The organism is Streptomyces sp. NPDC056480, from assembly GCF_042795405.1.
GTDB lineage: Bacteria > Actinomycetota > Actinomycetes > Streptomycetales > Streptomycetaceae > Streptomyces.
On sequence record NZ_JBHTSA010000024.1, the window covers coordinates 1 to 24534 of the forward strand.

Genomic DNA, 24534 nt, shown 5'->3' on the forward strand with positions numbered 1-24534 from the left:
GGTGCGGGCCGGGGCGGGCGGGGAGAGGGTCAGCAGGTCGCCCGGGCGGCGGCCTCGATGAGGCGGGTCGTGGTGCGGGGATGGCTGATCATGGCGACGTGGGACGCCCCCCGCGCCTCGACGACCTGGCGGGCACGCGCCCGGTCGTAGAAGAAGCGCTGCAGGGCGGGCGGAATGGCCTTGTCGGCGTCGGCGACCAGTGCCCAGGAGGGGACGCTGCGCCAGGCCACGGAGGCCGTGCGGTCCGTGAAGCAGGCGGCGCTGAAGGGGCGTTGGGTGGCCTGCATGAGCCGGGTGGTGGCGATCGGCAGGTCGGCTGCGAACGCGGCCCGGAACCTGTCGGCCTCCAGATACAGGTCGACACCCGTGGTGCCGTCGGGGGCGTCGTAGGGGACGCCCCGGGTCGCGGCCTCGATGATGCTGCCGGGGTATCTGTTGATCAGTACGCTCAGCTGCTCGTCCTTGTCGGGGACGAAGGCGGCGACGTACACGAGGGCCTTGACGTTGGCGGCACCGGCGGCGGCGTTGGTGATGGTGGCGCCGCCGTAGGAGTGGCCGACCAGGACCACCGGGCCGCTGATCGAGCGAAGCACGCTGGCGATGTAGGCGGCGTCGGTGGGCAGACTGCGCAGCGGGTTGGCGGGTGCGATGGTCGGGTAGCCGGCGTGCTGGAGGCGCTCGATGACGCCGTTCCAGCAGGAGGCGTCGGCGAATCCGCCGTGCACCAGCACGACGGTCGGCTTGGTCCCGGCCTCGGCGGGGGCGACGGGGGCGGCGGCGGAGGCCGCCGAGGACAGCGGTCCCAGCAGTGCTGCCGTGCCGGCCGCGGCGGCGGTGCCGGCGAGGACTCTACGGCGGGTCAGGTCAGGTTCCATGGGGACTCCCAGGGGTGGTCGGGGCGCGGTGTCGTGTCCGGTCACGGGTGCCGGATCGGGAACGCGGTCGCGGAAGCGACCGAAGGCTGTCCCTAGGAGTGGGTGCCGACGCCGTGCGCGGCCTGCGTGATGACGGCGGCCACGACCGCCGGGCGGGAGACGTAGACGGCGTGGCTGCCGGGGGTCTCGGTGACGGTCGCGCCGGCGCGTTCGGACATGGCGCGCTGGGCGGCCGGCGGGATCATGCGGTCGTCGGTGGCGACCAGGTACCACGACGGCTTGGTCTGCCAGGCCGGTGTGGAGACCGCCCCTTCGAGGGCGTCGACGCCCCAGGGGACCTGGGAGTCGGCCATGAACGCGGCCGTGGCCTCGGGGACGTCGGCGGCGAAGGAGGCGGCGAACCTGTCCCGGTCCAGGAGCAGCCGGCCGGCCGTGGGCGGCAGGATCGGCGGGACCGGCGCACCGGGCGGCGGGTCGGCGATCAGGGATCCGACCGACTCGCCCTTGTCCGGCGCGAAGGCGGCGATGTAGGCGAGTGCGGCGACGCCCGGGTGGTTGCCGGCCTCGGTGATGACGACGCCGCCGTAGGAGTGGCCGACCAGCACGGCCGGGCCGTCGAGGCGGTCGAGGACCTGGTGGGTGGCGGCGACGTCACCGGCCAGCGACTCGGTCGGGTTCTGGACGACGGCGACCCGGTAGCCGTCGGCGGTCAGGTGGTCGTAGACCGCCTGCCATCCCGACCCGTCCACGAAGCCACCGTGTACGAGCACGACGTTCCTGATGGTTGCCATGGGCGTCTCCGCTCTGGAGGGACGGGCCCGATGCCCGCCCGGCACCTCCATCCAAGTCGTCCGGGCGGGCGGTGAACACGCAGAGCAGCATGCAGAGTTGGCAGGACCGGGCCCCGGGCCCCGGCCCCCGGGCGCCCCGGGCCCCGGCTCCGGACGCCGGGTGTCAGGTCGTGGCCGTCACCGAGGCCCGGCAGCGGCTGCTCGCCTCGGTGTCGCCGATCGACGCGAAGACCTGTGCCGCCCGACCGTAGGCACGGTGGCTCTCGTCGGTCCGCCCCTCGTCGGCCAGCAGGGAGGCCAGCGTTTCCAGGGCGTCCGCCTGCCGGTAGTCCGAGGCCCGGAGCCTGTCCACCAGCTCGATCCCCTCGACCAGCGCGGTGATCGCCTCCGTACGACGGCCGAGGTGCCGGAGACAGGACCCGATGCGCAGCAGAGCCAGGGGCCGACTGTGCACGACGACGCTCGGCGTCATGCCCGACCCGGGGTCGTCCAGCACGGCGAGCAGGTCGAGGTAGCGCTCCAGGGCCTCGGCGTAGCGCCCGTCGCCGTAGAGACATCTGGTGATGGCGGCGTTGCTCTGCACGTACGAGTCGATGTCGCCGATGGCCTGGAAGATCTCCGCTGCCCGCGAGGACGAGACGACGGCCTCGTCGTGCCGGCCGAGCATGAGCAGCGCATCGGCGGTGTACTCGTGGGCCCAGGCTATCTGCGCCGTGGCATCGCACCGGGTGGCCAGTTCCCGCGCCTCGGTCGCGTACCGGAGTACGGCCTCCGGGTCACCGGGCGGCACCGAGTGGACCCAGGCCAGATAGTTCAGCTGGGTGGCCTGCTGCGCCGGGTCCCCGAGGGCGGCGGCGGCCTCCGCACCCATGGTGAAGACCTCCTGCCAGTGCGGGCTGTGGAGCCACCGGTCGGAGAACCAGTGCATCGACTCCGCGCAGTCGAGGACGGGGGAGTGCCGGCCGGTCGCCGCCGCGGCCCGCATCGCGCCCAGCCAGTTGTCCACGTTCACCCGCAGCCACGCGTCGGCCTCCTCCGCGGAGGACGGGACGGGGAGCTGCGGATCGGGCCGGTCGGGACGGCCGTAACCGGGCTCGAACCACCGCCCGGACAGCGTTGCCATCCGCAGCAGCCACGTCGTCACCCGTTCGGCCAGTGCCCGCCGCCCGGTCTCGGACTCCTCCTTCAGGAGCCGGTCGCGGGCGAAGAGGCGGACGAGGTCGTGGAAGCGGTACCGGCCGCCGCTGCTGTCCTGCAGCAGGCCGAGGTCGACGAGCTCGTCGAGTGCGTCCCAGGCGTCCGTGATCGGCGTCCCGCCCGCGACGGCCGTCAGAGCGGCGTCGAAGTCCCGGCCGGGCACCACGGCGAGGCTACGGAACACCTGGCGTGCGGAGTCCGCGAGCTGCTCGTACGACAGCCCGAACGCGGTGGCGATCTTGAGGTCGCCTGCCTTGAACTGCTCGAGCCGTCGCCCCTCGTCCGCCAGCCTGGCGGCGAGTTGGGCGGCGTCCCAGTCGGGCCGGCTCAGCAGCCGGTTCCCGATGATCCGCAGCGCCAGGGGCAGCCCGCCGCACAGCTCGGCGAGCCGGGTGAGCGTCGACACCTCGTCGTGTGCGGAGCGTTCGCCGAAGATCCCGGTCAGCAGCTCCGTGGACTCCGGCACCTGCAGGGGGCCCAGGACGAGTCTGCGGACGCCTTCCAGGCCGGCCAGCAACCGCCGCGTGGTGATGAGTGCCCTCATCGTCCCGCCTCCCGGCAGCAGCGGCCGCACCTGTTCCTCCGACGCGGCGTTGTCGAGGACCACCAGCACGCGCTTGTCCCGCAGCGACGACCGGTACAGGGAGGCGCGTTCCTGGAGGTCGGCCGGGACCTGCCGGTCGGCGACACCGAGCGCGCGCAGCAGTTGGCGCAGCGCGTCGCCGGCGGTCACCGGCCGCTGGGACATGCCGAACAGATCGAGGAACAGGACCCCGTCGGGGAAGCTCGGCCGCACCGTATGGGCGGCACGGACGGCGAAGGTGGTCTTCCCCAGGCCGGCGGAGCCGGTGATGAGCCCGACCACGCCGACACCCGGCGAACTCTCGGCGTACACGAGCTCGCTCAGCCAGATCAGTTCCTCGGCCCGACCCGTGAAGTCCTCCACGATCCGGGGCAGTTCGCACAGACCGCCCCGCCCCCAGTGATCCCGCAGCCGGCCGTCGCGCGCCAGGTCGCTCAGCCGCTCTCGGTCGCTGTCGTCCAGCTTCAGCGCATCCGCCAGAGCCGTGACGGTACGGGCCTGGGGTCCCTTGCTCCGTCCCCGCTCCATGTCCGACAGCGTCCGTGCGCTGACACCCGAGACCTCGGCCAGCTGCTCCAACGTCAGGTGTGCCGCGCGGCGGTGACCACGCAGCACCTCCCCGAAGCCGGGTCGGCCCGTTCCCTCCATACAGTCACTCTCCCCGATCAGCAGTGAAAGCACGGGCCGGAGACCGTGCACGGACGGATGCGGCTCTCAGCGCGCCGGGTCCGGGGCCCGGCGCGGGACCGTCCAGGACGGGTGGGTGTTGACCTGGGCCACGGTGGCCCCGGCCAGCTTCCGGTAACCGGTCGCGATCGCCTCGGCCTGCCCGGCGGGCAGCGCCCCGCCATGGGCCTCGGCTCGCGCGAGGATCTCCTCCGGTCCGAGGGTCCGGTTGGCCAGCACCACCGCGTTGACGGTCGGTCGGCGCATCCGGTCGTAGCGGCGGAGCGCGGCCACGGGGTCGTTGTCCCGGGCCAGGCACCAGGCCAGCACGCGGGTGTCGACGACGGACTGCGATCCGCCGTTCATGCCCATGGGGAACATCGGGTGTGCGGCGTCGCCGAGCAGGGTGACCCGCCCGAAGCTCCACCGCGGCAGGGGATCGCGGTCCAGCATCGGATACTCGAAGATCGCCGGGGAGCGTTCGGCGAGCGTCCCGGGGGCGATCCACGGCAGGTTCCAGGACGACAGCCCGGCGCGGGCCTCCGCCGCCGTGACGCGACGGCCGCCGGTGCCGGAGGGGAGCGGGGCCTGCGGTCCGTGCCGAACCTCGAGGACCCAGTTCAGCAGGGCTTCGCCGCCGGCGGCCGCGGCATCCTCGATGGGGTAGGCCACGAACTTCTCGCCGGGGGTGCCCCCGGCCACCACGATCGAACGGCCGTCGAGGACGTGCGGGTGGGGCGCGAGGCCACGCCACATGTGGACGCCGTTCCACCGCGGGGCGGTCTCGTCCGGGTGGAGCTGGGCGCGGACCGCGGAGTCGATGCCGTCGGCGCCAACCAGCACGTCGGCGTCCTCGGCCACCGGCAGCCCGCTCGACCGGTCCAGGAAATGGGCGCGGACGCCGCCCGGGGTCTCCTCGAACCGCCGGAACAGCAGGCCGGTGCGGACCGAGTCCGGGCCCAGGCGCTCCCGTACGGCAGCGAGCAGCAGCACCTGCAGCCGTCCTCGGTGGACGGAGTACTGCGGCCAGCGGTAGCCGGCCGTCCGGCCCAGCGGCTCCTCCCAGACCACCCCACCCGTCCGGTCGTGGTAGCTCAGTCGTCGCGGGGGCAACCCGGCGGTGGCCAGCTCGCCGTCGAGCCCGAGCTCGGAGAGCTCCCGGACGGCGTGCGGCAGGAGGTTGATCCCCACCCCGATCGCCTCGACCGTCCGCGCCGCTTCGCACACCAGTGGCTCGAAGCCCGCGGCGTGCAGGCTCAGGGCGCAGGTCAGTCCGGCGATGCCTCCGCCGACCACGGTCACTCGCATGCGTCTGTCTTCACCCTTCGCCGTGGCCGACCGTCTGTGACCAGCCTCGGGACATCGGCCGCGCACGTCCAATACACAGCGGTGATGGCAGCGGTCACGCTCACTGATCGCACCGGTGCTCCCTCCCCGGTCCGGCTCGGTTCCGACCGTGGTTCACACAATTCGGGCTTACACCGCCGGAGTTGATATTTTGGCGGTCATGGAGCTCCGTACACTTGAGTATTTCGTCGCGGTGGCGGAGGAGCGGTCGTTCACCAGGGCGGCGGCCCGATGTCATGTCGTGCAGCCCGCGATCAGTCAGCAGATCCAGGCCCTGGAGAAGGAGTTGGGCGAGCCGCTGTTCGAACGGCTGCCCCGGCAGGTGGTTCTCACCTCCGGCGGCACGGCCCTGCTGCCGCACGCCCGCGCCTGTCTGGCGGCGGCCGCGTCGGCCGTCAGGGAGTTCGCCGACCGTTCCGGTCTGCTCAGCGGCTCGTTCGCGTTGGGGACCGTAGGAGGGCTGGAGGGCACCATCGTTCCCCGGCTGCTCGGGGAGTACCACCGACGGTACCCGAGGGTCGCGGTGACACTCCTCGGGGCGTCGAGCCCGTCTCTCCTCGCGAAGGTGCGTGCCGGGGAGATCGACGCGGCCGTCGTCGCGGGACCGCCGGACGGCGAGCCCGCCGGCGTGGCGTCACGGGTGCTCCTGGAGGACCGTATCGTCGCGGTCCTTCCCGCCGGAAGCCGTGCCGCGGACCGTCCGATGACGCTCGACGAGGCGGTCCGGAACCCGGTCATCAGCTACAGCCCCGAGAGCGGAGTGCACGCGTACATCCGGGAGGCCTTCGCCGAGCAGTCGCTGCGGTTGGACATCGCGTACGCGACGAACGACGTCGCCCTCCAGGTCGCGCTGGTCGCCGAGGGGATCGGTGTCGCCCTGACCTCCCACGCGAGTCCGGTTCTCGCCGCCGACCCGCGGTTCGTCGTCGTGCCGCTCGAGCCCGCCATCCGGTTGCGGAAGGTGTTCGTCTGGCGCGTGGGCACCCGGCAGAGCGCGCCGTTGCGGGCCTTCCTCGACCTGTGGACGGAGCTGTCCCACCGACCGGGCGCGTGACGCCGCCACCTCGATCAGGCGGCGTCGCCCACGGGGGTGCGCGCCGCGGGCAGCCCCGCCGTGCGCAGGACCCTGCGGGCCGCGTCGACGGCGAACACCTCGCAGTGCGGCCGCCCGGCCGCCCACGCGACACCCTCCGCGCCCAGCGCGAACGCCGCCGTCGCCGTCGCGTCCGCCGCCGTGAGCGTCGGCGCGACGACCGTGAGGGAGAGCAGCCCGGTGGCGGGAAGGCCGGTCCGGGCGTCGAGGATGTGGGCGCCCCGCTCGTAGGCTCCGGAGGTGGCGACCGCCGCGTCGGTGAGCTCCAGGACCGCGCAGACCCGGCCGGCGTCCTCGGGATGGCGAACACCCACCCTCCAGGGGCCGCCGCCCACGACGACGTCGCCTCCGGCGTTCAGGCAGAACCGCCGCACCCCGGCCGCCCTCAGCAGCTCCGCTGCCCGCTGCACCGACCAGCCCTTCACGACCGCGCAGGGATCGAGCCCCCGGCCCGGCAGCCGTACGTCGAAGGCGCCGCCACTCGCTCTGCGGTACTGCTCACACAGCTCCAGGACATGGGCGAGGTCGGGGCTGACATCGGCGGTGGCCAGTTCGCCCCTGCCCAGGCGGGACACCTCGCTGTCCGGCTTGAACGGACTGAACCGCGCGTCGACTTCGCGCAGCCAGGCGAAGACCGCGTCCGCAGCGCCCTCGGGGACGTGCGCGTCGTCGACGCGGAGGGAGACCGGCAGGCCCATGACGTGCTCGACCCGGTTCACCTCAGGCGCCGCTCTTCAGGTCGAGGGCCGCCTGGAGGGACTCCCGGTAGCCGTCGCTGGTGACGGTCGCCCCCGTCACCGCGTCGATGTCGGCGCTCTGCGCCTCGAGGGTCGCCTCGACCAGCTTCGGGAGGGCCGCCGCGGTCTGCGGGTGCGGGGGCGCCTTGAGGGCCCGGACCGCGGTGATCCGGCCCGCGGTGAGGGTCACCTCGACCTGGACGTCACCCTTCTCGGTCGGGACCGTCGACCCGGCTATCACCTGCGGACCGGAAGCGGCGGTCGTCGGCGGGGCGGATGATCCGGGCGACGATTCCGGCGGTGCGGACGAGCCCGCCGAGCCCGCCGGCGGAGCGGCCGAGTTCGACGGGGGCGCGGGCGGGGAGAGTGCCTCCGCCCCGCTCGGCGGTGCCTGGGCGGACGAACCGATCGACGGTGTGTACCGCCAGATCGGGATCAGGGCCGCGACGGACAGGACCAGGGCGGGCAGCGCACGTTTCACGTGAGGATCCTCCTTGTCTGCAGTGATCAGGCTCAGCCGGCCAGGCTGAAGCGTTCGAAGTGGACCTGCCGCTCGGGGACGCCGAGCGTGCGCAGGCCGCGCAGCACGGCACCGGTCATGCCGGGCGGGCCGCAGACGTAGACGTCGCGTTCGACGAGATCGGGGACGAGCGCGGACAGCGCGTCCGGCGCCAGCGGGTCGGGCGCCGGCGGTCCGCTGATCAGATGCAGCGACGCGCCCTTGGCGGCGGCGAGCTCCCGCAGTTCGCCGTAGAGGACCGCGTCCTGTGCGGCGGAGACGCGGTAGACGAGCACGGCATGGCCGGGCAGCTCCTCCAGGAGTGCGCGGATCGGGGTGATGCCGACGCCGCCGGCGATCAGCAGGGTGTTCGGGCGGGTCCGGTGCAGCGTGGTGAAGGCGCCGTAGGGGCCTTCGGCGAAGACCCGGGTCCCCGGCTCCAGACGGCGCAGCGCCGCGGACCCCGCGCCGGACGCCTTCACCGTCAGCCTCAGGTGGGTGCCGTCGGGAGCGGCCGACAGGGAGTACGGGTTCGCCTGCCACCAGCGGTCCTTCGTCAGGAACCGCCACAGGAAGAACTGGCCCGCGCGGGCGGGGAGCCGGTCCAGATCGCGGCCCGTCAGATAGACGGAGACGACGTGCTCGGACTCGGGCACGACCGCCGACACCCGCAGCCGGTGCCGCAGGTTCCGTCGGAGGGGGAGCGCGACGCGGCCGGCGAACACCGCGCCGAGCGCGCAGACCCACAGGCCGTACCAGTACGCGGTGGCGGCCGGCGACGTGGTGAACGTGGTGCCCGCGGCGACCTGGTGGGTGAAGGCGAGGACCACCGCGACATAGGTGTAGAGATGGATGAAGTGCCAGGTCTCGTACGCGAGTCGGCGCCGCGCCCAGCGGGCCGAGGCCCCTCCGACGACCAGGATGAGGACCATCGCGACGACCGCCCGCAGGACGCCCTCGGTGGTCTCGGCCAGGTCGATCAGCTGGTCGACCGGGCCGAGCGAGGAGGACTGGGCGTAGCCGAAGGTGATGAAGACGCCGTGGCCGACGAGCGTCCACAGCAGCCCGAAGCCGGTGACGCGGTGCCAGGCGGTGAGCCGGTCCATGCCGATGCGGCGGTCGAACCACGGCAGCCGGGCGACGAGCAGCAGTTGGAAGGCCATGAACAGGGCGCCGTAGAGGCCGAAGAGGCGGCCGAGGACGATCAGCGCGTTGGAGGCGAAGCCGGCCTGGGAGAAGAAGTACCCGACGATCGCCGCGTTCGCGGCGAGCAGGACGTACAGGCCGGCCCGGGCCACCACCCGGGGGCGCAGCGCCGAAGGGGGAGCGGGCGGGGCCGGCGTCGGGGACGGCGGCGCGGATGTCGCGGGGACAGCAGCGGTCACGGGCCGGAACCTCCTGAAACGAGTGGATCAAGTGGATCGCGTAGATCACGCGGACGGAGCTGATCGAGCGGACCGAGCTGATCGAGCGGACCGAGCTGATCGAGCGGGCCGAGCTGATCGGCTGACCGAGTCGATGGAGAGAGCTTGACCGCCGGGACCTGTCGATCCCCTGTCAGGAGACTTTCAACTCCGTATCGAAGTGCCCCGGCCCTGATCAGCGGGGGCCGCGCCGCCGCGCGCGTGCCGCAAGATGGGCGGGTGGAGAAGATACGCGTGCTGGTGGTGGACGACGACCCCCCGATCGCCGACCTCGTCGCGACGGTCGCCCGCTACGAGGGCTGGGACGCCGTCACGGCCAACTCGGGGCGGGAGGCACTGCGGCTGGCCGCCGATTTCCACCCGGACATCGTCGTCCTGGACCTGATGCTGCCCGACATCGACGGCTTCGGCGTGCTCGACGGGCTGCGCGCGGCCGGGACGATGGTCCCCGTGGTGTTCCTCACCGCGCGCGACACCGTCGCCGACCGGGTCGCGGGGCTGACCCGCGGTGGTGACGACTACCTGGTCAAGCCCTTCGCCGTGGAGGAGCTGATGGCACGGCTGCGCACCGTGCTGCGGCGCAGCGCGGGGCCGGGCTTCGAGCGGTCCATCCTGCGCGTCTCCGATCTGACGATGGACGAGGACACGCGGGAAGTACGGCGCGGAGAGGACCGTTTGACACTCACACCGACCGAGTACGAGGTGCTGCGCTACCTCATGCGCAAGTCCCCGACCGTGCTCACCAAGGCGCAGATCCTCGACCACGTGTGGGAGTACGGCTTCGGCGGCCGCTCGAACGTCGTCGAGCTGGTCGTCAGCCGGCTGCGCCGCAAACTCGACGCCACCGGCACCCCGCTGATCCACACCGTCCGCGGCTTCGGCTACGTGGTCAGGGAGGCCGGCCCATGAGCGCGCGGATGCGCGACACGTACGGCAGGCTCCGCCTCGGAACCCGGCTCGCGCTCGGCCTCGGCGTGCTGTCGCTCGTGGCCTTCGCCGTCCTCGGTACGGCCCTGACCACGTACATGCGCGACTACCTCGGACACCAGCAGGTCGCCCAGCTGAAGCTCGTACAGAACATCCAGGCCAAGGACGCCGCCCAGCACGGCACGGTCAAACGGCAGCCGTACTACGGGTGGTACACGGCGGTGTACGACGTCCGCGACGGTACGGCGGCCCTGCGCCGGCCCGCCGACGTGCCGGACGACACCGCGGGGTTCACCGCCCTCGCCCAGGCGCGCGCCGACTCCGCCGGCGACGTGACGAGCACCGCGCAGATCGCGGGGAAGGGCGCCTACCGGCTGCGGGCCTGCGAGGTCGTGCCCGGGGTCGTCCTGGTCAGTGCCGCCCCGATGGCGGAGATCGAGGACACGGTGGACCAGCTGATCACGGTCCAGGTGATCGCGTTCACGGTCGCCCTGCTCGCCCTCGTCGTCTTCGGGCGGATCCTGCTGCGACGCGGCCTGAAACCGCTCAGCGACATGGCGCGCACCGCCCACGGCATCGCCTCGCACGACCTCACCGAATCGGCGGCCCGACTGCCGCTGCGCGCCGACCGGTCCGGCGGCGGACCCGAGGTCGAGGAGCTGCGCACCGCCTTCAACACGATGCTGGAGCACATCGACGACTCCCTGGCCGTGCGCGCCGAGGCCGAGCAGCGGCTGCGCCGCTTCGTCGCCGACGCCTCGCACGAACTGCGCACCCCGCTGATGTCGGTACGCGGCTACGCCGACCTGTTCCAGTACGCCGCCGCCAACGTCCCCGGGGAGCGCGACAGACACCTCGCCCGGCTGCGGTCCGAAGCCGCCCGCATGGGCGTCCTCCTCGACGACCTGCTGCTGCTCGCCCGGCTCGACGCCGCCGAGGTGGACGCTCCGCTGCGCCTGGAACCGTGCGATCTGGCGGACCTCGCCCGGCAGGCCGCCGACGCCTTCCGCGCCGCCCATCCCGGCCACCCGCTCACCGTGGACGCCGGGTCCCGGCCGCTGCCCCTGAGCCTCGACCCCGTCCGCATCCGCCAGGTGCTCGACAACCTGCTCACCAACGCGGCCGTCCACACGCCCGCCGGGACACGCGTGTCCGTCATGGTGGGCGGGACGCCGGAGGCCGCCCGGGTGGTCGTGGCCGACGCGGGGCCCGGCATCACGGACGCCGACCAGCGCCGGATCTTCGACCGCTTCTACCGGGTGGACAAGGCCCGTAGCCGCGAGAACGGCGGCAGCGGCCTCGGCCTCGCGGTGGCCCGCTCCCTGGTCGCGGCGCACGGCGGCACCTTGACCCTGCGCAGCGAACCGGGCGCCACCGCCTTCGCCCTGGAGCTTCCGCGCGTGGAGCCCTAGGGGTGCCTCGTCGCTCAGGTGTCTCGTGGTCGCCGGGGCCTGTCCGGCGGATCAGGGTGCCCGGCCTGGCCCAGCGGCCGGCGGCCGGCGGCCCGGTCCGTGCGGGCGCTGGTCCTGGTGCCCGAGCTTGTCGTCGGTGTCGCACCCGCGCCACCCTGTGCGGCCCCTGTTGCCCGAACGGCTCCTGGTTCTGCACGACCGCACACCACGGCGGCCGCTTCGTCGTGAAGAGTTGCCTCTGCGGGATCCTCTCTACCTAACAGGTAAGTAGACGGCTCGCGATGTCGGCACGGGAACGCGCGGGGCGTCCCCGCATCCGCAGGCCCGGTCCGCACCTCGCGGAACGCGGCCTCGAATGCGCGAGAACGGTGAGAGGGGGAGCCGACACCATCACCGTCCACGCATCGGGGGGCCTGTCGCTCGAGACACCCCCCGCTAGAACGTCTCGCTCGCCGAGTCGATGAGGCGGCGACGTGCGGTCTTCACGGCGGGTGCCAGCGCGGCCACCGCGCCGACCGCGGTCGCCGTGGCGATCAGGATCGCCAGGACCAGCGGCGAGGGCACGTGCGCGATGCCCGCGCCGATGCCGCTGGATCGGCCCTCCTCGTCGACGAGCCACCGGCCGAGCGCCGCTCCGGCTCCGGTGCCCAGGAGGGCGGAGACCAGCGTCGTGAGGGCCGCCGCCGTGACGGTCACCGAGCCGATCTGGCGGGGGGTGAGACCGATGGCCCGGAGGGCCAGGAGGTCGCGCATCCGGGCGCGTACACCCGCGCTGATCAGGGTGAGCAGTTCGACGAGGGCGATGAAGGCGAGGACGGCGATGAGCGCCGCGATGACTCCGCGCGGGGTGTCCAGCCGGTCCGCGGGGGTGGGAGTCTCACGGACCTCCAGGGCTTCGGTGGTCGACCCGGAGACGGCGGCCGCCACCCCCCTCGGGTCGGCCCCCGGCCGGAGGACGAGTGCGTGGAAACGCGCGCTCAGTGCCGGGGCGTCGTCCCTGAGGCTGTCGAGCGAGGTGGAGATCACCCGGCCGCCCTGGTCGGGTTCGACGCTGCGGCCCACGATGTGCAGGATCCGCGGGCGGCCCTCGACGGTCATGCGGACCCACTCCCCGACCCGTACGCCCAGGAGGTCGAGGAGTCCCTGCCCGGCGACCGCCTCGTCCGGGCCGGTCGGCGCCCGGCCCTCGACGACGGTGTGTGGGTACGGCCGGTTCCGGCTGCCCAGTCCCCGTAGGGTGATCGTCCCGGTCTGGCCGGGGACGAGGGCGACGAACTCCGCGCCGGGGAAGGCGTCTTCGACGCCGGGGACCGAGGTCAGGACCCGTTCGAGCGCCGGGTCGTCCCCCGGGCCCGGCTGCTCGGCGCGTACGGTCAGGGCGGCGGCGCGGCCCATCTGGGCGGGGTCGCTGCGGAACTGCTCGAGGGTCGACCAGGCGACGAGGGCCACGGTCATCAGGGCGATGGGGAGAGCGAGCCTGGTGATCGACCACAGGTCACGGCCGCGGCCGGAGAACGCGGAGCGCCAGCCGAGAACCAGCGCGGGTGACAGTCGCAGCGCGATGGCACGGCGGCCCAGGAGGGTGATCGGGGCGGCGGTGAGGAGCGCCGCCCTGGCGGTGGGGACGGGCGGCACCCGGCCGGCCCGCCAGGCGGCGAGCCCGGTGGCGGTGCCGATGAGAAGGACCGCGGCGCCGGGCAGTCCGGCCACGATCGCCCGGTGCCCGGGCATCTCCGGCCACAGGACCACCGCCTCCCCGATCCTGCCGGGTATCCACCGCCCGAGCGTCAGGGTGGCCGCCGTGGCGAGCCCCGCGCCGAGGATCGCGAAGCCCAGGTGCTGGACGAGGAACCCCAGGGTCACCTGGCCGGGGGTGAAGCCGATGGCCTTCAGCACCGCGATGTCCTTCAGCTGGCCCCGTACGCGTGCCCTGACCGCGCCGGAGACGGCGACCGCGGCCGCGAAGAGGGCGGCCAGGCCGAAGGCCGCGAACATCTGCCCGAGCAGCCGGTCGTCGCCGCCTCTGTCGGCCTTGGCCTCCTGCCAGTTCGTCACCCGGTCGACCCGTGGGGCGCCGAGCAGTGTCACGGCTCGCTGGACGACGTAGTCCGTGTCGTCCGGGTCCTCGAGCCGCAGGCCGACGCTCTGTCCCGCGCCGGCCGAGGCCACGTGGTCCAGTTCCCCGGGCGGCACCCAGGCGACGCCCGACCCTTGGCCGGCCCGGTAGAGGGGTTCTGCGCTCTCCGCGATCCCCACGATCCGCAGGGACAACGGTGCGCCGTCCTCGCCGGCGACCGTCACGGTCTCGCCGGGATCGGCCCACAGCGCCCGGGCGAGGGTGCTCTCCAGCACGATCTCGCCCTGCCGGCCACCGGTGGTCCCCGCCGTCAGCCACCGTCCCTCGGTGACGAGGGGGCGGGCCACCGCGGAAGGTTGGGGCGCCGTGCCCCGCAGGACGACCGGCGCCCGCGCGCCGGCCACCTCGACGGTGGCGTCGACCGTCCGGAAGGGGCCCGAGAGCGCGGCGACCTCGTCCAGGGAGGCGAGCGAGGCGAGCGAGGACGGGTCGGGATCACCGCGGGTGTGAAGCCAGATGTGCGCGCCCTGGGACTGGTTGAACACCCGCTGCCAGGGGTTGACGGCGTAGCTGAGCAGTGCCGCGGACAGCAGCAACGAGGCGATCACCCCGGCACTGGCCAGCACGGCGAACAGCGCCTCGCCCCGATGGGCGCGCAGGTCGGAGTGAGCCCACCGCAGAATGGCCCGCACGACGTACCGCCTCAGTCTCGCAGTTCGAGCACGCCGGACACTCCCGGACGTGCGGTGCCGCCGTCGCCGAGGGCCGCGTCGTCGGCCGTCCGTCCGTCGAAGAAGCTGATGACCCGGTCCGCGGCACTGGCCATGCGGGCGTCGTGGGTGACCATGAGGATGCTCTGGCCCCGCCGGTGGAAGCGCGAGAGCAACCGTGCGACATCGCGGGTCCCTTTGCTGTCGAGGCTTCCCGCGGGCTCGTCGGCGAGCAGCAACGCCGGGTCGTTGACCAGGGCGCGGGCGAGCGCGACCCGCTGTTGCTCGCCCCCGGAGAGCTCTCCCGGCATCGAGCGGTCCCTGCCCTCCAGGCCGAGTTCCTGGAGGAGTTCCGCCCTGCTCCGCCGGGCCGACCGGGGTGAGGCCCCGGCGAGGAGCGCCGGCAGTTCGATGTTGTCGGCGACGGTGAGGTTGGAGACCAGGTTGAAGAACTGGAAGACGATGCCGATGTGGCGGCGGCGCAGCATCGCCCAGCGGGCCTCCGAGTACCCGTCGACCTTCTCCCCGCCCAGCCACAGGTGTCCGCTGTCCGGCCGCTCGAGACCGCCCACGAGGTGAAGCAGGGTCGACTTTCCCGCTCCGGACGGGCCGGTGATCGCGACGAACTCACCCGGCCGCACGGTCAGGTCCACACCTCGTACCGCCTGGACTGGCGCGCTGTCGCCGTGGTGGGTCTTCGTCAGACCCTCGGCATGCACGATCGTGTCCTGTGGGGGCGCCGCGGTGGGACCTTCCGTCATTCCAGCTCCTCCTGACAACGCTCCAGCCAGTCGAGGTCGGCCTGCAGGTGCAGCATGGCACCCTCGATCAGGAGCTGGGCGATCTTGTTGCCACGGTCCTCCGAAGCGGCGAGCCTGGAGAGGGTGCGCATGGTGTTCAGGTGCTGGCGCCGCTGCTTGTTGATCAGGGTGATCGGATCGGCGAGTCCCGACAACGGGGCCAGCGCGAGTTTCATGAAGAACTCGTCGCGCACCCTCGGCTCGTCGGCGGTCTCCTCGAACCACGCGGAGACGGCTTCCCGCCCCGCTTCCGTCAACCGGTACGTCCGCTTGTTGGGGCGACCGGACTGTTCGACATCCTCACCCTCGATGAGACCGCTCTTCTCCAGCCGCCCGAGCGTCACGTAGACCTGGCCGACGTTCGGCTGAGGGTATGCGGAGCCGAGGAGTTGTTCAAGGCCCTGCTTGAGCTCGTAACCGTGGGCTGGGCCCCGGGTGAGGAGTGCCAGCAGCTGCTGCCGCACACGCTCCCCCTTCTGTGTCGTTCCGGAACCCGATGCCGGACCTGAGACCGTATGACCAGGTGACGGCGCTGTCATCCGGCGGTCCAGTATCGCCGATTCCCCGGGCTCGACCTATGCCACGATGGTCCACGTCGCGTCCGGGACCACGTCCAGGAGGAACCTATGCGGTGGATACGGGCCGTGAGGAGGGGCGTTCTCGCGGCGGCGATCGTGCTGGCCGGGTACTCCGGCGTCGCGCAGGGTCCCGCGGAGCCCTCGGCAGAGGGCCGGGGACCGCTGACCTTCGTCACGGCGGGAGACCTCACCCGCTACCTGTCTCCGCTGGTCGACGAGTGGAACAGCGGGCATCCGGACGAGCGGGTCACCCTCGTCGAGCTGCCGGACTCGGCCGACGAGACCCGGGCGCAGATGCTCAGCGAACTGCGCTCCGGCAGCAGCCGGTTCGACGTGCTCAACCTCGACGTGGCCTGGACCTCGGAGTTCGCCGCGGCGGGTCTGATCAGCCCCCTGGAGCGCGACCGCTTCGCACTCGACGCCTTTCTGCGCCCCGTGGTCGACACGGCCACGTTCGACGGGAGGCTGTACGCCGTCCCGTACGTGACCAACGCGGGGCTGCTCTACTACCGCAAGGACGTCCTGGACGCGGCCGGCGAGAAGCCGCCGAGGACCTGGGCCGAGCTGGCCCGCCAGGCGCGCACGCTCGCTCCCCGGCACGGCCTCGAGGGGTACGCGGGCCAGTTCCTCCCCTACGAGGGGCTGACCGTGAACGTCACCGAGGCGATCCAGTCCGCGGGCGGCACCGTCCTGCGTGACGACGGCACGACGGTCGCGGTCGACTCGGACGCGGCGCGGGCGGGCCTCGCGTTCCTCGCGGACGGGCTGCGCGAGGGCTGGATACCCCCGGAGGCCCTGCGGTACAAGGAGGAGGAGTCCCGTGCCGCCTTCGAGGAGGGGCGTCTCCTCTTCCTGCGGAACTGGCCGTACGTCTACACGGACGCCAACGGCCCGGGATCGAAGGTCGCGGGACGCTTCGGCGCCGTGCCGCTGCCCGGTCTCGACGGGCCGGGCACGAGCGTGCTCGGCGGATCGAACCTCGCCGTGTCCGCCCGTTCGAGGAACGCCGACACGGCTGCCGACTTCATCGCGTACCTGACGAGCGAGCCGGTGCAGCGCCGGGTCCTGACGCGGGGCGCTCTGCCGCCGGTGAGGGCCTCGCTCTACGACGACCCGTCCCTCGTCGCGTCCCACCCCTATCTCCCGATCCTCCGGGAGAGCGTGCTCGCGGCCGTGCCTCGTCCCAAGAGCGCGCGGTACGACCAGGTGAGCCTGGTCGTCCAGGCGATCGGCCAGGACGTGCTGGGGCTCCGCGACACACCTGAGGAAGCCGTGCGGCGGCTGACGCGCGAGCTGGGCGCCGTCTCCAGCGGTTCTTGAGGGGTTCCTGAACGCTGCGAGGTTCCTGAGCCTTCCCCTGCGCTCGTCCTGTCTGCCCAATCGGGCATCTCCGCAAGCAAGTTCTGCAGCCTCGTTGACATCACGCCGTCATGGCTACTTAACATGAATGCATAGCAGAGGCTCCCGTTCGGGTGCTCTCGCCTTCACTGCAGACAGGTCGACGCGAGATGCTCAGCACTCTTACGGCCCATGCCGGCCGCTCTTCCGGCGCCCACGCCACCACCCCCTGGTGGCGGGACGCGGTGATCTACCAGGTCTACGTCCGCAGCTTCCTCGACAGCACCGGGGACGGCGTCGGAGACCTCGCCGGCGTCCGCGCCGGCCTTCCCTACCTGAGGAAGCTGGGCGTCGACGGCATCTGGCTGAGCCCGTTCTATCCCTCCCCGCAGCACGATCACGGCTACGACGTCGCGGACTACCAGAACGTCGACCCCGTGTACGGCGACCTCGCCGAGTTCGAACGCCTGGTGACGCAGGCCCATCGGCTCGGGCTCAAGCTGCTGATCGACATCGTTCCCAACCACTGCTCGACCGAGCACCGGTGGTTCCGTGAGGCCCTGGCCGCCGGACCCGGAAGCCGCGCCCGGTCACGGTTCCACTTCGCCCCGGGCCGAGGCCCGGACGGGGACGAGCCGCCGAACAACTGGCACGCGATGTTCGGCGGTCCCGCCTGGACCCGGGTCACGGAACCGGACGGCACCCCCGGCGAGTGGTACCTCCACCTCTTCACACCCGAACAGCCGGACCTCAACTGGCGCGACCCGCGCGTGGGCGAGCACTTCGAGCAGGTGCTGCGTTTCTGGCTGGACCGCGGAGTGGACGGATTCCGCATCGACGTCGCCGCCGGCCTCCACAAGCACCCCGACCTCCCCGACTCGGACGATCCGACGGCGGACGAGCGCACCCGCGACTCGGTCAATCCACTGGCCTGGAACCAGCCCGAGGTCCACGACGTGTGGCGTCGCTGGCGCGCCGTGTGCGAGGAGTACACGGCATCCGACGGCATCGAACGGCTGCTCGTGGGCGAGGTGTCGGTCCCGAGCGCACGTGAACACGCCCTGTACGTAAGGCCGGACGAACTGCACCAGGCGTTCTTCTTCGATCTGCTCAGCGCCCCCTGGGACGCCGCCGCCTTCCGGGCCGTCATCGACGAGGCCCTCCGCGACATCGCCGGCACGGGATCCACGGTCACCTGGGTCCTCAACAACCACGACCAGGTCCGCACCGTCACCCGGTACGCGGGTGGCCCCGGTGCCGAGCACGTCGGCGCCGCGCGCGCCCGCGCGGCGGCGCTCCTCATGCTGGCGCTCCCGGGCGCCGCCTACGTCTACCAGGGTGAGGAACTCGGGCTGCCCGAGGTGCTCGACCTGCCCGACGACGTGCTGACGGACCCCATCTTCCGCCGCACGGGAAGCCGCGCCAGGATCCGGGACGGCTGCCGCGTCCCCCTTCCCTGGTCGGGCCAGGCGTCGCCCTTCGGGTTCAGCGACGGCGCGGCCGGCGTGCGCACCTGGCTGCCGCAGCCGGAGTGGTTCGCCGAGTACGCCACCGACCGCGCCCTCGCCGACACCCGGTCGTTCTGGCACCTCTACCGCGAGGGACTCCAACTGCGGCGCGAATTGCCCCAGTTGGGAGAAGGGGCGTTGCGCTGGCTGGAGGCGCCACCCCAGGTGCTCGCCATGGCCCGTGGCGACGGCCTGGTCTGCGCCGTGAACTTCGGCTCCGAGACCGTCCCCGCCCCGGTGCCCGGTGCGCCGCTGCTGGCCAGCGGACCCTGCCCAGCCGGTGAACTCCCCGGGGCGACCGCCGCCTGGTGGTCCACCGACACCCCCGACACCTGACCCGCCCCGTTCCGTCCCGCTCCATTCCGTCCTACTCCGTCCCGCCCCGTCTCTCCCCGTCCCGCCCCGTTCCGTCCCGCTCCATTCCGTCCTACTCCGTCCCGCCCCGTCTCTCCCCGTCCCGCCCCGTTCCGTCCCGCTCCATTCCGTTCCCGAAGGAAGGATGGACCGTCATGAGACGATCCGCCGCCACGACCCTCCGTACCACCGGCACCGTCTCCGCCGTGCTGGCCCTGGCGCTCACCGCCACCGCCTGCGGTGGAGACGGGGAACCCGCCGCCGACGGCGAACTCAGCGGAAAGACCGTCACCGTGGCCGGTGTCTGGACCGGTAGCGAGCAGAAGAACTTCAAGAAGGTGCTCGACGCCTTCAGCGAGAAGACCGGCGCCAAGACCGTCTTCGTGCCCTCCGGCGACAACGTCTCCACCTTCGTCGGCAGCAAGATCGAGGGCGGCAACGCCCCCGACGTGGTGCTCGTCCCGCAGGTCGGCGTCCTCCAGCAGTTCGCCAAGGCGGGCTGGCTCCAGCCGCTCTCCGAGAAGACCACGGAGACCGCCACCGCGGGCCTGGCCCCCGTATGGAAGAACTACGGCACGGTCGACGGGAAGTACTACGGGCTCTACTTCAAGGCGGCCCACAAGTCCACCATCTGGTACGCCCCCGAGGCGCTGACCCAGGCCGGGGTGAACGAGCCCAAGAGCTGGGACGAGCTCCTCACGGCGGGACGGACGCTCGCGGACTCCGGCCGCCCCGCCTTCGCCGTCGCCGGAGAGGACGGCTGGACGCTGACCGACTGGTTCGAGAACGTCTACCTCTCCCAGGCCGGACCGGAGAAGTACGACCAGCTCGCCCAGCACAAGCTCAAGTGGACGGACCAGAGCGTCGTCACAGCCCTCTCGACGCTCGCCGTGGTCTTCAAGGACAAGCAACTCGTGGCCGGCGGAGCCCAGGGGGCCCTGCAGACCGACTTCCCCGGCTCCGTGGAGAAGGTCTTCGGTCCGAAGCCCGAGGCCGGCATGGTCTACGAAGGCGACTTCGTCGGCGGCGTCGCCAAGGACGAGTTCGGCAAGAAGCCCGGCGAGGACGCCAAGTTCTTCCCGTTCCCCGCGGTCGCCGCGGGCGCCCCGCCCGTGGTCAGCGGCGGGGACGCCGCCGTGGTCCTCAAGGACGCCGAGAACGCCGCGGCCGGCATGAAGCTCCTCGAGTTCCTCGCCACCCCGGAAGCGGCCGAGGTCTGGGCCGGGGCCGGCGGCTTCCTCTCCCCGAACAAGAACGTCAAGCCCGAGGCCTACGGGGACGCCACCACGCGCGCGACCGCCGCCTCGCTCGTCGCCGCCGGAGACTCGGTGCGCTTCGACATGTCCGACCAGGCCCCCGCGGCCTTCGGCGGCACCAAGGGCGCCGGCGAGTGGAAGATCCTCCAGGACTTCCTGCGCGACCCCTCGAACCCGAAGGCGACCGCGGCGGCTCTGGAGGCCGCGGCGGCCAAGGCGTACGGGAACTGAGGCCGCCCGGTCATGGCCGACACCCCGAAGGCACGCGCCGCGGCGAACCCGCGGCGCCGTGCCCTGCGCAGAAGGCGCCTGCTCGGCGCGCTCTTCGTCCTCCCGGCCCTGCTGCTCCTGGGGGCACTGGTCGTCTACCCCGTCGTGTACTCCGTCGGGCGCAGTCTCTTCGACGCGAGCGGCGACCGCTTCGTGGGCGCCGGGAACTACCTGGAGATGTTCCAGGACCCTGCCACGCAGAAGGCCCTGCGCAACAGCGTGATCTGGGTCGTCGTCGCGCCCGTGCTGCTCACCGGGCTCGGACTCGTCCTCGCCGTCCTCACCGAGAAGGTGCGGTGGGCCACCGCGTTCAAACTCGTCCTGTTCCTCCCCATGGCCGTGTCCTTCCTCGCGGCGGGCATCATCTTCCGCCTCGCCTACGACCAGGACCCCGACCGGGGCGTACTCAACGCGGCGATCGTCGGCGTCCACGACACGATCGTCGAACCGTCCCCGTACCCGACGGCGCGTGCTCGTGAGGGCAAGAACCTGAACGGCAGTCCGGGCGAGGGCTACACCACCGTCGAGGTCCGGCCCGGGGACGGCATCGCCCTGCCCTTCGTCGGCGTCGCACCCGAGGCCGTGCCCCCGAGGGCGGCGCCCGCGCGGACGCCGGAGCCGTCGGCGGGAAGCCTGTCGGGCGCCGTGTACCTGGACTTCACGCCCGGAGCCGGCGGCCGGCAGGGCCAGATCGACACGAAGGAGAAGGGCCTTCCCGGCGTGACGGTCGAGGTGCTGCGCGGAGGCACGGTCGTCGGATCCGCGGAGACGGGCGACGACGGCTCGTTCCGCTTCGCCGGCCTCGGCGACGACGCCTATGCGCTGCGGATCCCCGCGTCCAACTTCGCCGCCGGCTACACCGGTGTCGACTGGCTGGGACCGAGCCTGGTCACCGCCGCCGTCATCGGCGCCTACCTGTGGGTCTGGACCGGATTCTCGATGGTCCTGATCGGCGCGGGGCTCGCGGCCATCCCGCGCGACGCCCTGGAGGCGGCCCGGGTGGACGGCGCGAACGAGGGCCAGATCTTCCGCAAGATCACGGTTCCGCTGCTCGCCCCCGTGCTCACCGTCGTCTTCGTGACCCTCGTCATCAACGTCATGAAGGTGTTCGACCTCGTCTACATCATCGCCCCGGGACCCGTACAGGAGGACGCCAACGTCCTGGCCACGCGCATGTGGCTGGTCTCCTTCGGCGGCGGCAACGACCAGGGCCTCGGCAGCGCGCTCAGCGTCCTGCTCCTCGCCCTCGTCGTACCGGCGATGATCTTCAACATCCGGCGCTTCCGGAAGGGCGGATCATGAGCAGCCACACCGGAACGAGAAGCGGTACGGGCGGGAGGAGCCGCGGTGCGAGGAGAAGCCGCACCGGGCCGACCCGGTGGCTGGGCAGCTCCGTGGTCCAGGCCTTCCTGGTCCTCGTGGCCCTCGTCTGGATCACCCCGCTCGCGGGGCTCTTCCTCTCCTCGCTGCGCTCGGAGCAGGACAACGCCTCGAAGGGCTGGTGGACGTCGCTCGTCGACCCCGCCCAGCTCTCGGTCGACAACTACCGCGCCCTGTTCGAGGATTCCGGTCTCGTCTCGGCCTTCTGGAACACGGTCCTCATCTCGGTGCCGACGACCATGCTCGTCGTCGGCATCGCGGCCCTCGCGGGATACGCCTTCGCCTGGCTGAGCTTCCCGGGCCGGGACGCCGTCTTCCTCGTGGTCGTCGGCCTCCTCGTGGTGCCCGTCCAGATCGGCCTGCTGCCGGTGGCCAAACTCTTCGGTGCGGTCGGCCTCTTCGGCACCGTCGCGGGTGTGATCCTCTTCCACGTGGCGTACGGGCTGCCCTTCGCCGTCTTCCTGCTGCGCAACTACTTCGCGGAGATCCCGAAGGAGATGCTGGAGGCGGCACGCCTGGACGGCGGCAGCGAGTGGCGGATCTTCCTGCGACTGATCCTGCCGCTCGGCCGTCCCGCCGTCGCCAGCCTGGCGATCTTCCAGTTCCTCTGGGTGTGGAACGACATGCTCGTGGCCCTGCTGTTCGCCGACAGCGAGTCGCAGCCGCTGACCGTGGCGCTCCAGTCCCAGATGAGGCAGTTCGGCAGCAACATCGGCGTCCTGGCACCGGGTGCCTTCCTCTCGCTCGTCGTACCGCTGGTCGTGTTCTTCGCCTTCCAGAAGCACTTCGTCCAGGGAGTGATGGCCGGCTCGGTGAAGTAGCGAGGACGAGGTGCCGGCCCGAGCGGTGGGGGAGTCCCGCGGCGCGGGCCGGTGAGGGGCGTACCGGTCGCCTACTTCTCGACGGTGTAGCGCAGTTGCGCGAAACCGCCGAGGTCGGCGACCGAGTCCAGGCGCAGCGGGACGTCCTCGACCAGCTCTCCGAAGAGCCGGTGTCCGGAGCCGATCAGGACCGGGGCGACGCTGATGACGAACCCGTCGACGCGTCCGGCGCGGATGAAGCTCTGGATGAGACGTCCGCCGTCGGGGTAGACGTGCTCGCTCCCCCGCTGGTCGAGATCGGCGACGAGGCCGTCCATGTCCCGGTAGACGGTGACGCGCCGGTCGACGTCCTCGGGGAGGGTGGTGCTCAGGACGCCGACGTGACGGTCGCCGAAGTGCCAGTTCTCCTCGCCGAAGCCGATGACCTTGTCGTAGGTGTTCCGTCCCATGATCACGGTGTCGATCGAGTCGAGGAACTCGAAGAAGCCCATGTCGCCGACGGCCTCGCCGCGCGAGGTCAGCCATGCGATGTCGTCGTCGGGGCGGGCGATGTAGCCGTCGAGACTGGTACCGATGAAGACGGTGGCGGAGAAGGTCACGGGGTCCTCCTGAGCAGGTGGTCGAGGTCGTCGTGGAGCAGGTCGGCGGGATCGCCTTCTCCGGTGAGGGCCCATCGGAGGAGGGAGCCGTGGATGGTGATCTGGACGGCGCGCGCCGTGCGCGGCACGTCCGAGCCCGGCGGAAGCTCGCCCGCCGCGACGGCGTCGGTGAGCAGCCCGCGCAGGGCCGCGTCGACCGTGCGGGAGTGCGCGGCGGCATGCGCGCGGAACTCCGGGTCCGAAAGGTCGAGTTGGAGCATGCTGAGGTGGTTCGCCATCTCCTCGGGGGTCGACATGTGACCGACGAACTCCTCGGCGACCGCGTGCAGCGCCGCCAGGGGGGAGTCGTGCGCGGCCCGCGCCCTCTCGTAGGGGATGGCCGCGTCCGCGGCGGCGTGCGAAGCGAACGCCAGGAGGAGGCCCCGCTTCGACCCGAAGCGCTGCGACAGCGTCGCCGGGGCGACGCCCGCTTCGGCGCCGACGAGCGCCAGTGTGAGCCTGGACGGCCCGTGAGCGCCGATGGCCCGCGCGGTGGCGGCGAGGATCTCGGTGTCGCTGGTCGTACGCGGTCGCGGCATGGGTGCCTCCCTCTCGCGACCGACTCTAGCACTGTTTATAAATGGCCATTCATTTATAAACCGGTCCGCGCGTGTGCTCGCGCACTGAGAGCCCTTCCGGGCTACCGCCGGAAGGGCTCGCGGAGGTCAGTGACCGGCGGGGGCGGGCGAGATCTGCCGGATGAGGCCGAGCATGTCCGGGGCGACCCACTCCTCGGCGATCCTGTCGCCTTCGACGCGGTAGACCTCGATGCTGCCGAAGCGGACCCGCCGGCCGGTGGCCTCGATCTGCTGGAACGCGCCCAGGTGCGTCCCCTCGAAGTGGAGCAGCACCGTCACCTTGTCGCCGACGCCGAAGACGTCCTGGATGTCGATCTTCAGGTCGGGGAAGGCGTCCTTCATCGCCTGCGTGCCCAGGCGCCAGACGTCGCGCCCGACCAGCGGCTCGGAGAGCCCGGGAACGTTGGCGATGAAGTCCTCCGTCAGCAGGTGCTCGGCCGCGTCGAGGTCGCCGCTCTCCACGGCCCGGTACGCGGTGTGCAACAGGGCCGTGTTGTTCTCGGGTGCGGTGGTCATGTCCGTAGTCCTTTCCGGGGGCCTTCCCGTGAGCTCGGTGAACGCTCCGGGTCGGGATGTCACCCAGTACAGACCCTGACGTCGCGGCAAGGTCAAGCCGCTCGTGCCGACGTGAACAGTGCAAGGCAATGAGCCATCGGCGCAGGGGAGTTGCCGGAG

21 protein-coding genes are annotated in these 24534 nt (G+C 72.1%); 8 read left to right on the forward strand and 13 right to left on the reverse strand.

Annotated features, from left to right (window positions below; translation table 11 throughout):
• Window positions 1–29 precede the first annotated feature (29 nt).
• From ACFQ79_RS13460 to ACFQ79_RS13475, 4 genes are all read right to left on the reverse strand, one after another.
• Entirely contained in the window at window positions 30–875 is an 846-nt protein-coding gene (locus ACFQ79_RS13460) for an alpha/beta fold hydrolase (RefSeq protein WP_383582396.1), read from the reverse strand.
• A gap of 92 nt (window positions 876–967) precedes the next feature.
• A complete protein-coding gene (locus tag ACFQ79_RS13465; RefSeq protein ID WP_383582398.1) occupies window positions 968–1666 on the reverse strand; it encodes an alpha/beta fold hydrolase in 699 nt (232 codons plus the stop codon).
• 163 nt (window positions 1667–1829) lie between these two features.
• On the reverse strand, window positions 1830–4094 hold the full coding sequence (locus ACFQ79_RS13470; protein ID WP_383582401.1) for an ATP-binding protein: 2265 nt from the start codon (window positions 4092–4094) through the stop codon (window positions 1830–1832).
• Window positions 4095–4160: 66 nt separating this feature from the next.
• Window positions 4161–5420: an FAD-dependent monooxygenase gene (locus ACFQ79_RS13475; RefSeq protein WP_383582403.1), complete on the reverse strand. Its 1260-nt coding sequence runs from the start codon at window positions 5418–5420 to the stop codon at window positions 4161–4163.
• 199 nt (window positions 5421–5619) lie between these two features.
• On the opposite strand from ACFQ79_RS13475, the gene ACFQ79_RS13480 reads away from it, so the two are divergent.
• Complete coding sequence (locus tag ACFQ79_RS13480; RefSeq protein ID WP_383582406.1) at window positions 5620–6513, forward strand: LysR family transcriptional regulator; 894 nt, start codon at window positions 5620–5622, stop codon at window positions 6511–6513.
• 14 nt (window positions 6514–6527) lie between these two features.
• Here ACFQ79_RS13480 and ACFQ79_RS13485 read toward each other — a convergent pair whose 3' ends face one another.
• The 3 genes from ACFQ79_RS13485 to ACFQ79_RS13495 are packed head-to-tail and all read right to left on the reverse strand — an operon-like array spanning window position 6528 to window position 9173.
• Entirely contained in the window at window positions 6528–7271 is a 744-nt protein-coding gene (locus tag ACFQ79_RS13485) for an FAD:protein FMN transferase (protein WP_383582409.1), read from the reverse strand.
• Between the two features lies 1 nt (window position 7272).
• Window positions 7273–7770 carry an FMN-binding protein gene (locus tag ACFQ79_RS13490; protein ID WP_383582411.1) on the reverse strand — a complete coding sequence of 166 codons (498 nt, stop codon included), beginning with the start codon at window positions 7768–7770 and terminating at the stop codon, window positions 7273–7275.
• A 32-nt stretch (window positions 7771–7802) separates the two neighbouring features.
• Window positions 7803–9173, reverse strand: coding sequence for a ferric reductase-like transmembrane domain-containing protein (locus ACFQ79_RS13495; protein ID WP_383582414.1), 1371 nt, complete (start codon window positions 9171–9173; stop codon window positions 7803–7805).
• Between the two features lie 258 nt (window positions 9174–9431).
• Between ACFQ79_RS13495 and ACFQ79_RS13500 the strand changes: the two genes are divergently transcribed.
• Window positions 9432–10121, forward strand: coding sequence for a response regulator transcription factor (locus ACFQ79_RS13500; protein WP_383582417.1), 690 nt, complete (start codon window positions 9432–9434; stop codon window positions 10119–10121).
• The gene (locus tag ACFQ79_RS13505; protein WP_383582420.1) at window positions 10118–11551 is read left to right on the forward strand and encodes a sensor histidine kinase; all 1434 of its coding nucleotides are present in this window, start codon (window positions 10118–10120) and stop codon (window positions 11549–11551) included. The genes ACFQ79_RS13500 and ACFQ79_RS13505 overlap by 4 nt, the downstream gene beginning before the upstream one ends.
• Before the next feature lie 435 nt (window positions 11552–11986).
• On the opposite strand, the gene ACFQ79_RS13510 is transcribed toward ACFQ79_RS13505, so the two are convergent.
• The 3 genes from ACFQ79_RS13510 to ACFQ79_RS13520 are packed head-to-tail and all read right to left on the reverse strand — an operon-like array spanning window position 11987 to window position 15602.
• Window positions 11987–14320 (reverse strand): FtsX-like permease family protein, encoded by a 2334-nt coding sequence (locus tag ACFQ79_RS13510; RefSeq protein ID WP_383582423.1) that lies wholly within the window; start codon window positions 14318–14320, stop codon window positions 11987–11989.
• Window positions 14321–14331: 11 nt separating this feature from the next.
• Window positions 14332–15099, reverse strand: coding sequence for an ABC transporter ATP-binding protein (locus tag ACFQ79_RS13515; RefSeq protein WP_383582426.1), 768 nt, complete (start codon window positions 15097–15099; stop codon window positions 14332–14334).
• Window positions 15096–15602 (reverse strand): PadR family transcriptional regulator, encoded by a 507-nt coding sequence (locus ACFQ79_RS13520; protein ID WP_383582429.1) that lies wholly within the window; start codon window positions 15600–15602, stop codon window positions 15096–15098. Before ACFQ79_RS13520 ends, ACFQ79_RS13515 begins: the two co-directional genes overlap by 4 nt.
• 162 nt (window positions 15603–15764) lie before the next feature.
• Between ACFQ79_RS13520 and ACFQ79_RS13525 the strand changes: the two genes are divergently transcribed.
• The 5 genes from ACFQ79_RS13525 (at window position 15765) to ACFQ79_RS13545 (ending at window position 22643) form a co-directional block, all read left to right on the forward strand.
• A complete protein-coding gene (locus ACFQ79_RS13525; RefSeq protein ID WP_383582432.1) occupies window positions 15765–17036 on the forward strand; it encodes an ABC transporter substrate-binding protein in 1272 nt (423 codons plus the stop codon).
• Between the two features lie 188 nt (window positions 17037–17224).
• A complete protein-coding gene (locus ACFQ79_RS13530; protein WP_383582435.1) occupies window positions 17225–18898 on the forward strand; it encodes a glycoside hydrolase family 13 protein in 1674 nt (557 codons plus the stop codon).
• A gap of 173 nt (window positions 18899–19071) precedes the next feature.
• Window positions 19072–20403 (forward strand): ABC transporter substrate-binding protein, encoded by a 1332-nt coding sequence (locus ACFQ79_RS13535; protein WP_383582438.1) that lies wholly within the window; start codon window positions 19072–19074, stop codon window positions 20401–20403.
• A 12-nt stretch (window positions 20404–20415) separates the two neighbouring features.
• Window positions 20416–21744: an ABC transporter permease subunit gene (locus tag ACFQ79_RS13540; protein ID WP_383582441.1), complete on the forward strand. Its 1329-nt coding sequence runs from the start codon at window positions 20416–20418 to the stop codon at window positions 21742–21744.
• Window positions 21741–22643 carry a carbohydrate ABC transporter permease gene (locus ACFQ79_RS13545; RefSeq protein ID WP_383582444.1) on the forward strand — a complete coding sequence of 301 codons (903 nt, stop codon included), beginning with the start codon at window positions 21741–21743 and terminating at the stop codon, window positions 22641–22643. The genes ACFQ79_RS13540 and ACFQ79_RS13545 overlap by 4 nt, the downstream gene beginning before the upstream one ends.
• A gap of 71 nt (window positions 22644–22714) precedes the next feature.
• Here ACFQ79_RS13545 and ACFQ79_RS13550 read toward each other — a convergent pair whose 3' ends face one another.
• From ACFQ79_RS13550 to ACFQ79_RS13560, 3 genes are all read right to left on the reverse strand, one after another.
• Window positions 22715–23242, reverse strand: a complete 528-nt coding sequence (locus ACFQ79_RS13550; RefSeq protein ID WP_383582447.1) for a dihydrofolate reductase family protein — start codon at window positions 23240–23242, stop codon at window positions 22715–22717.
• Window positions 23239–23820, reverse strand: coding sequence for a TetR/AcrR family transcriptional regulator (locus tag ACFQ79_RS13555; protein WP_383582450.1), 582 nt, complete (start codon window positions 23818–23820; stop codon window positions 23239–23241). The genes ACFQ79_RS13550 and ACFQ79_RS13555 overlap by 4 nt, the downstream gene beginning before the upstream one ends.
• 126 nt (window positions 23821–23946) lie before the next feature.
• Entirely contained in the window at window positions 23947–24375 is a 429-nt protein-coding gene (locus tag ACFQ79_RS13560; protein ID WP_383582453.1) for an ester cyclase, read from the reverse strand.
• Between the last annotated feature and the right edge of the window lie 159 nt (window positions 24376–24534).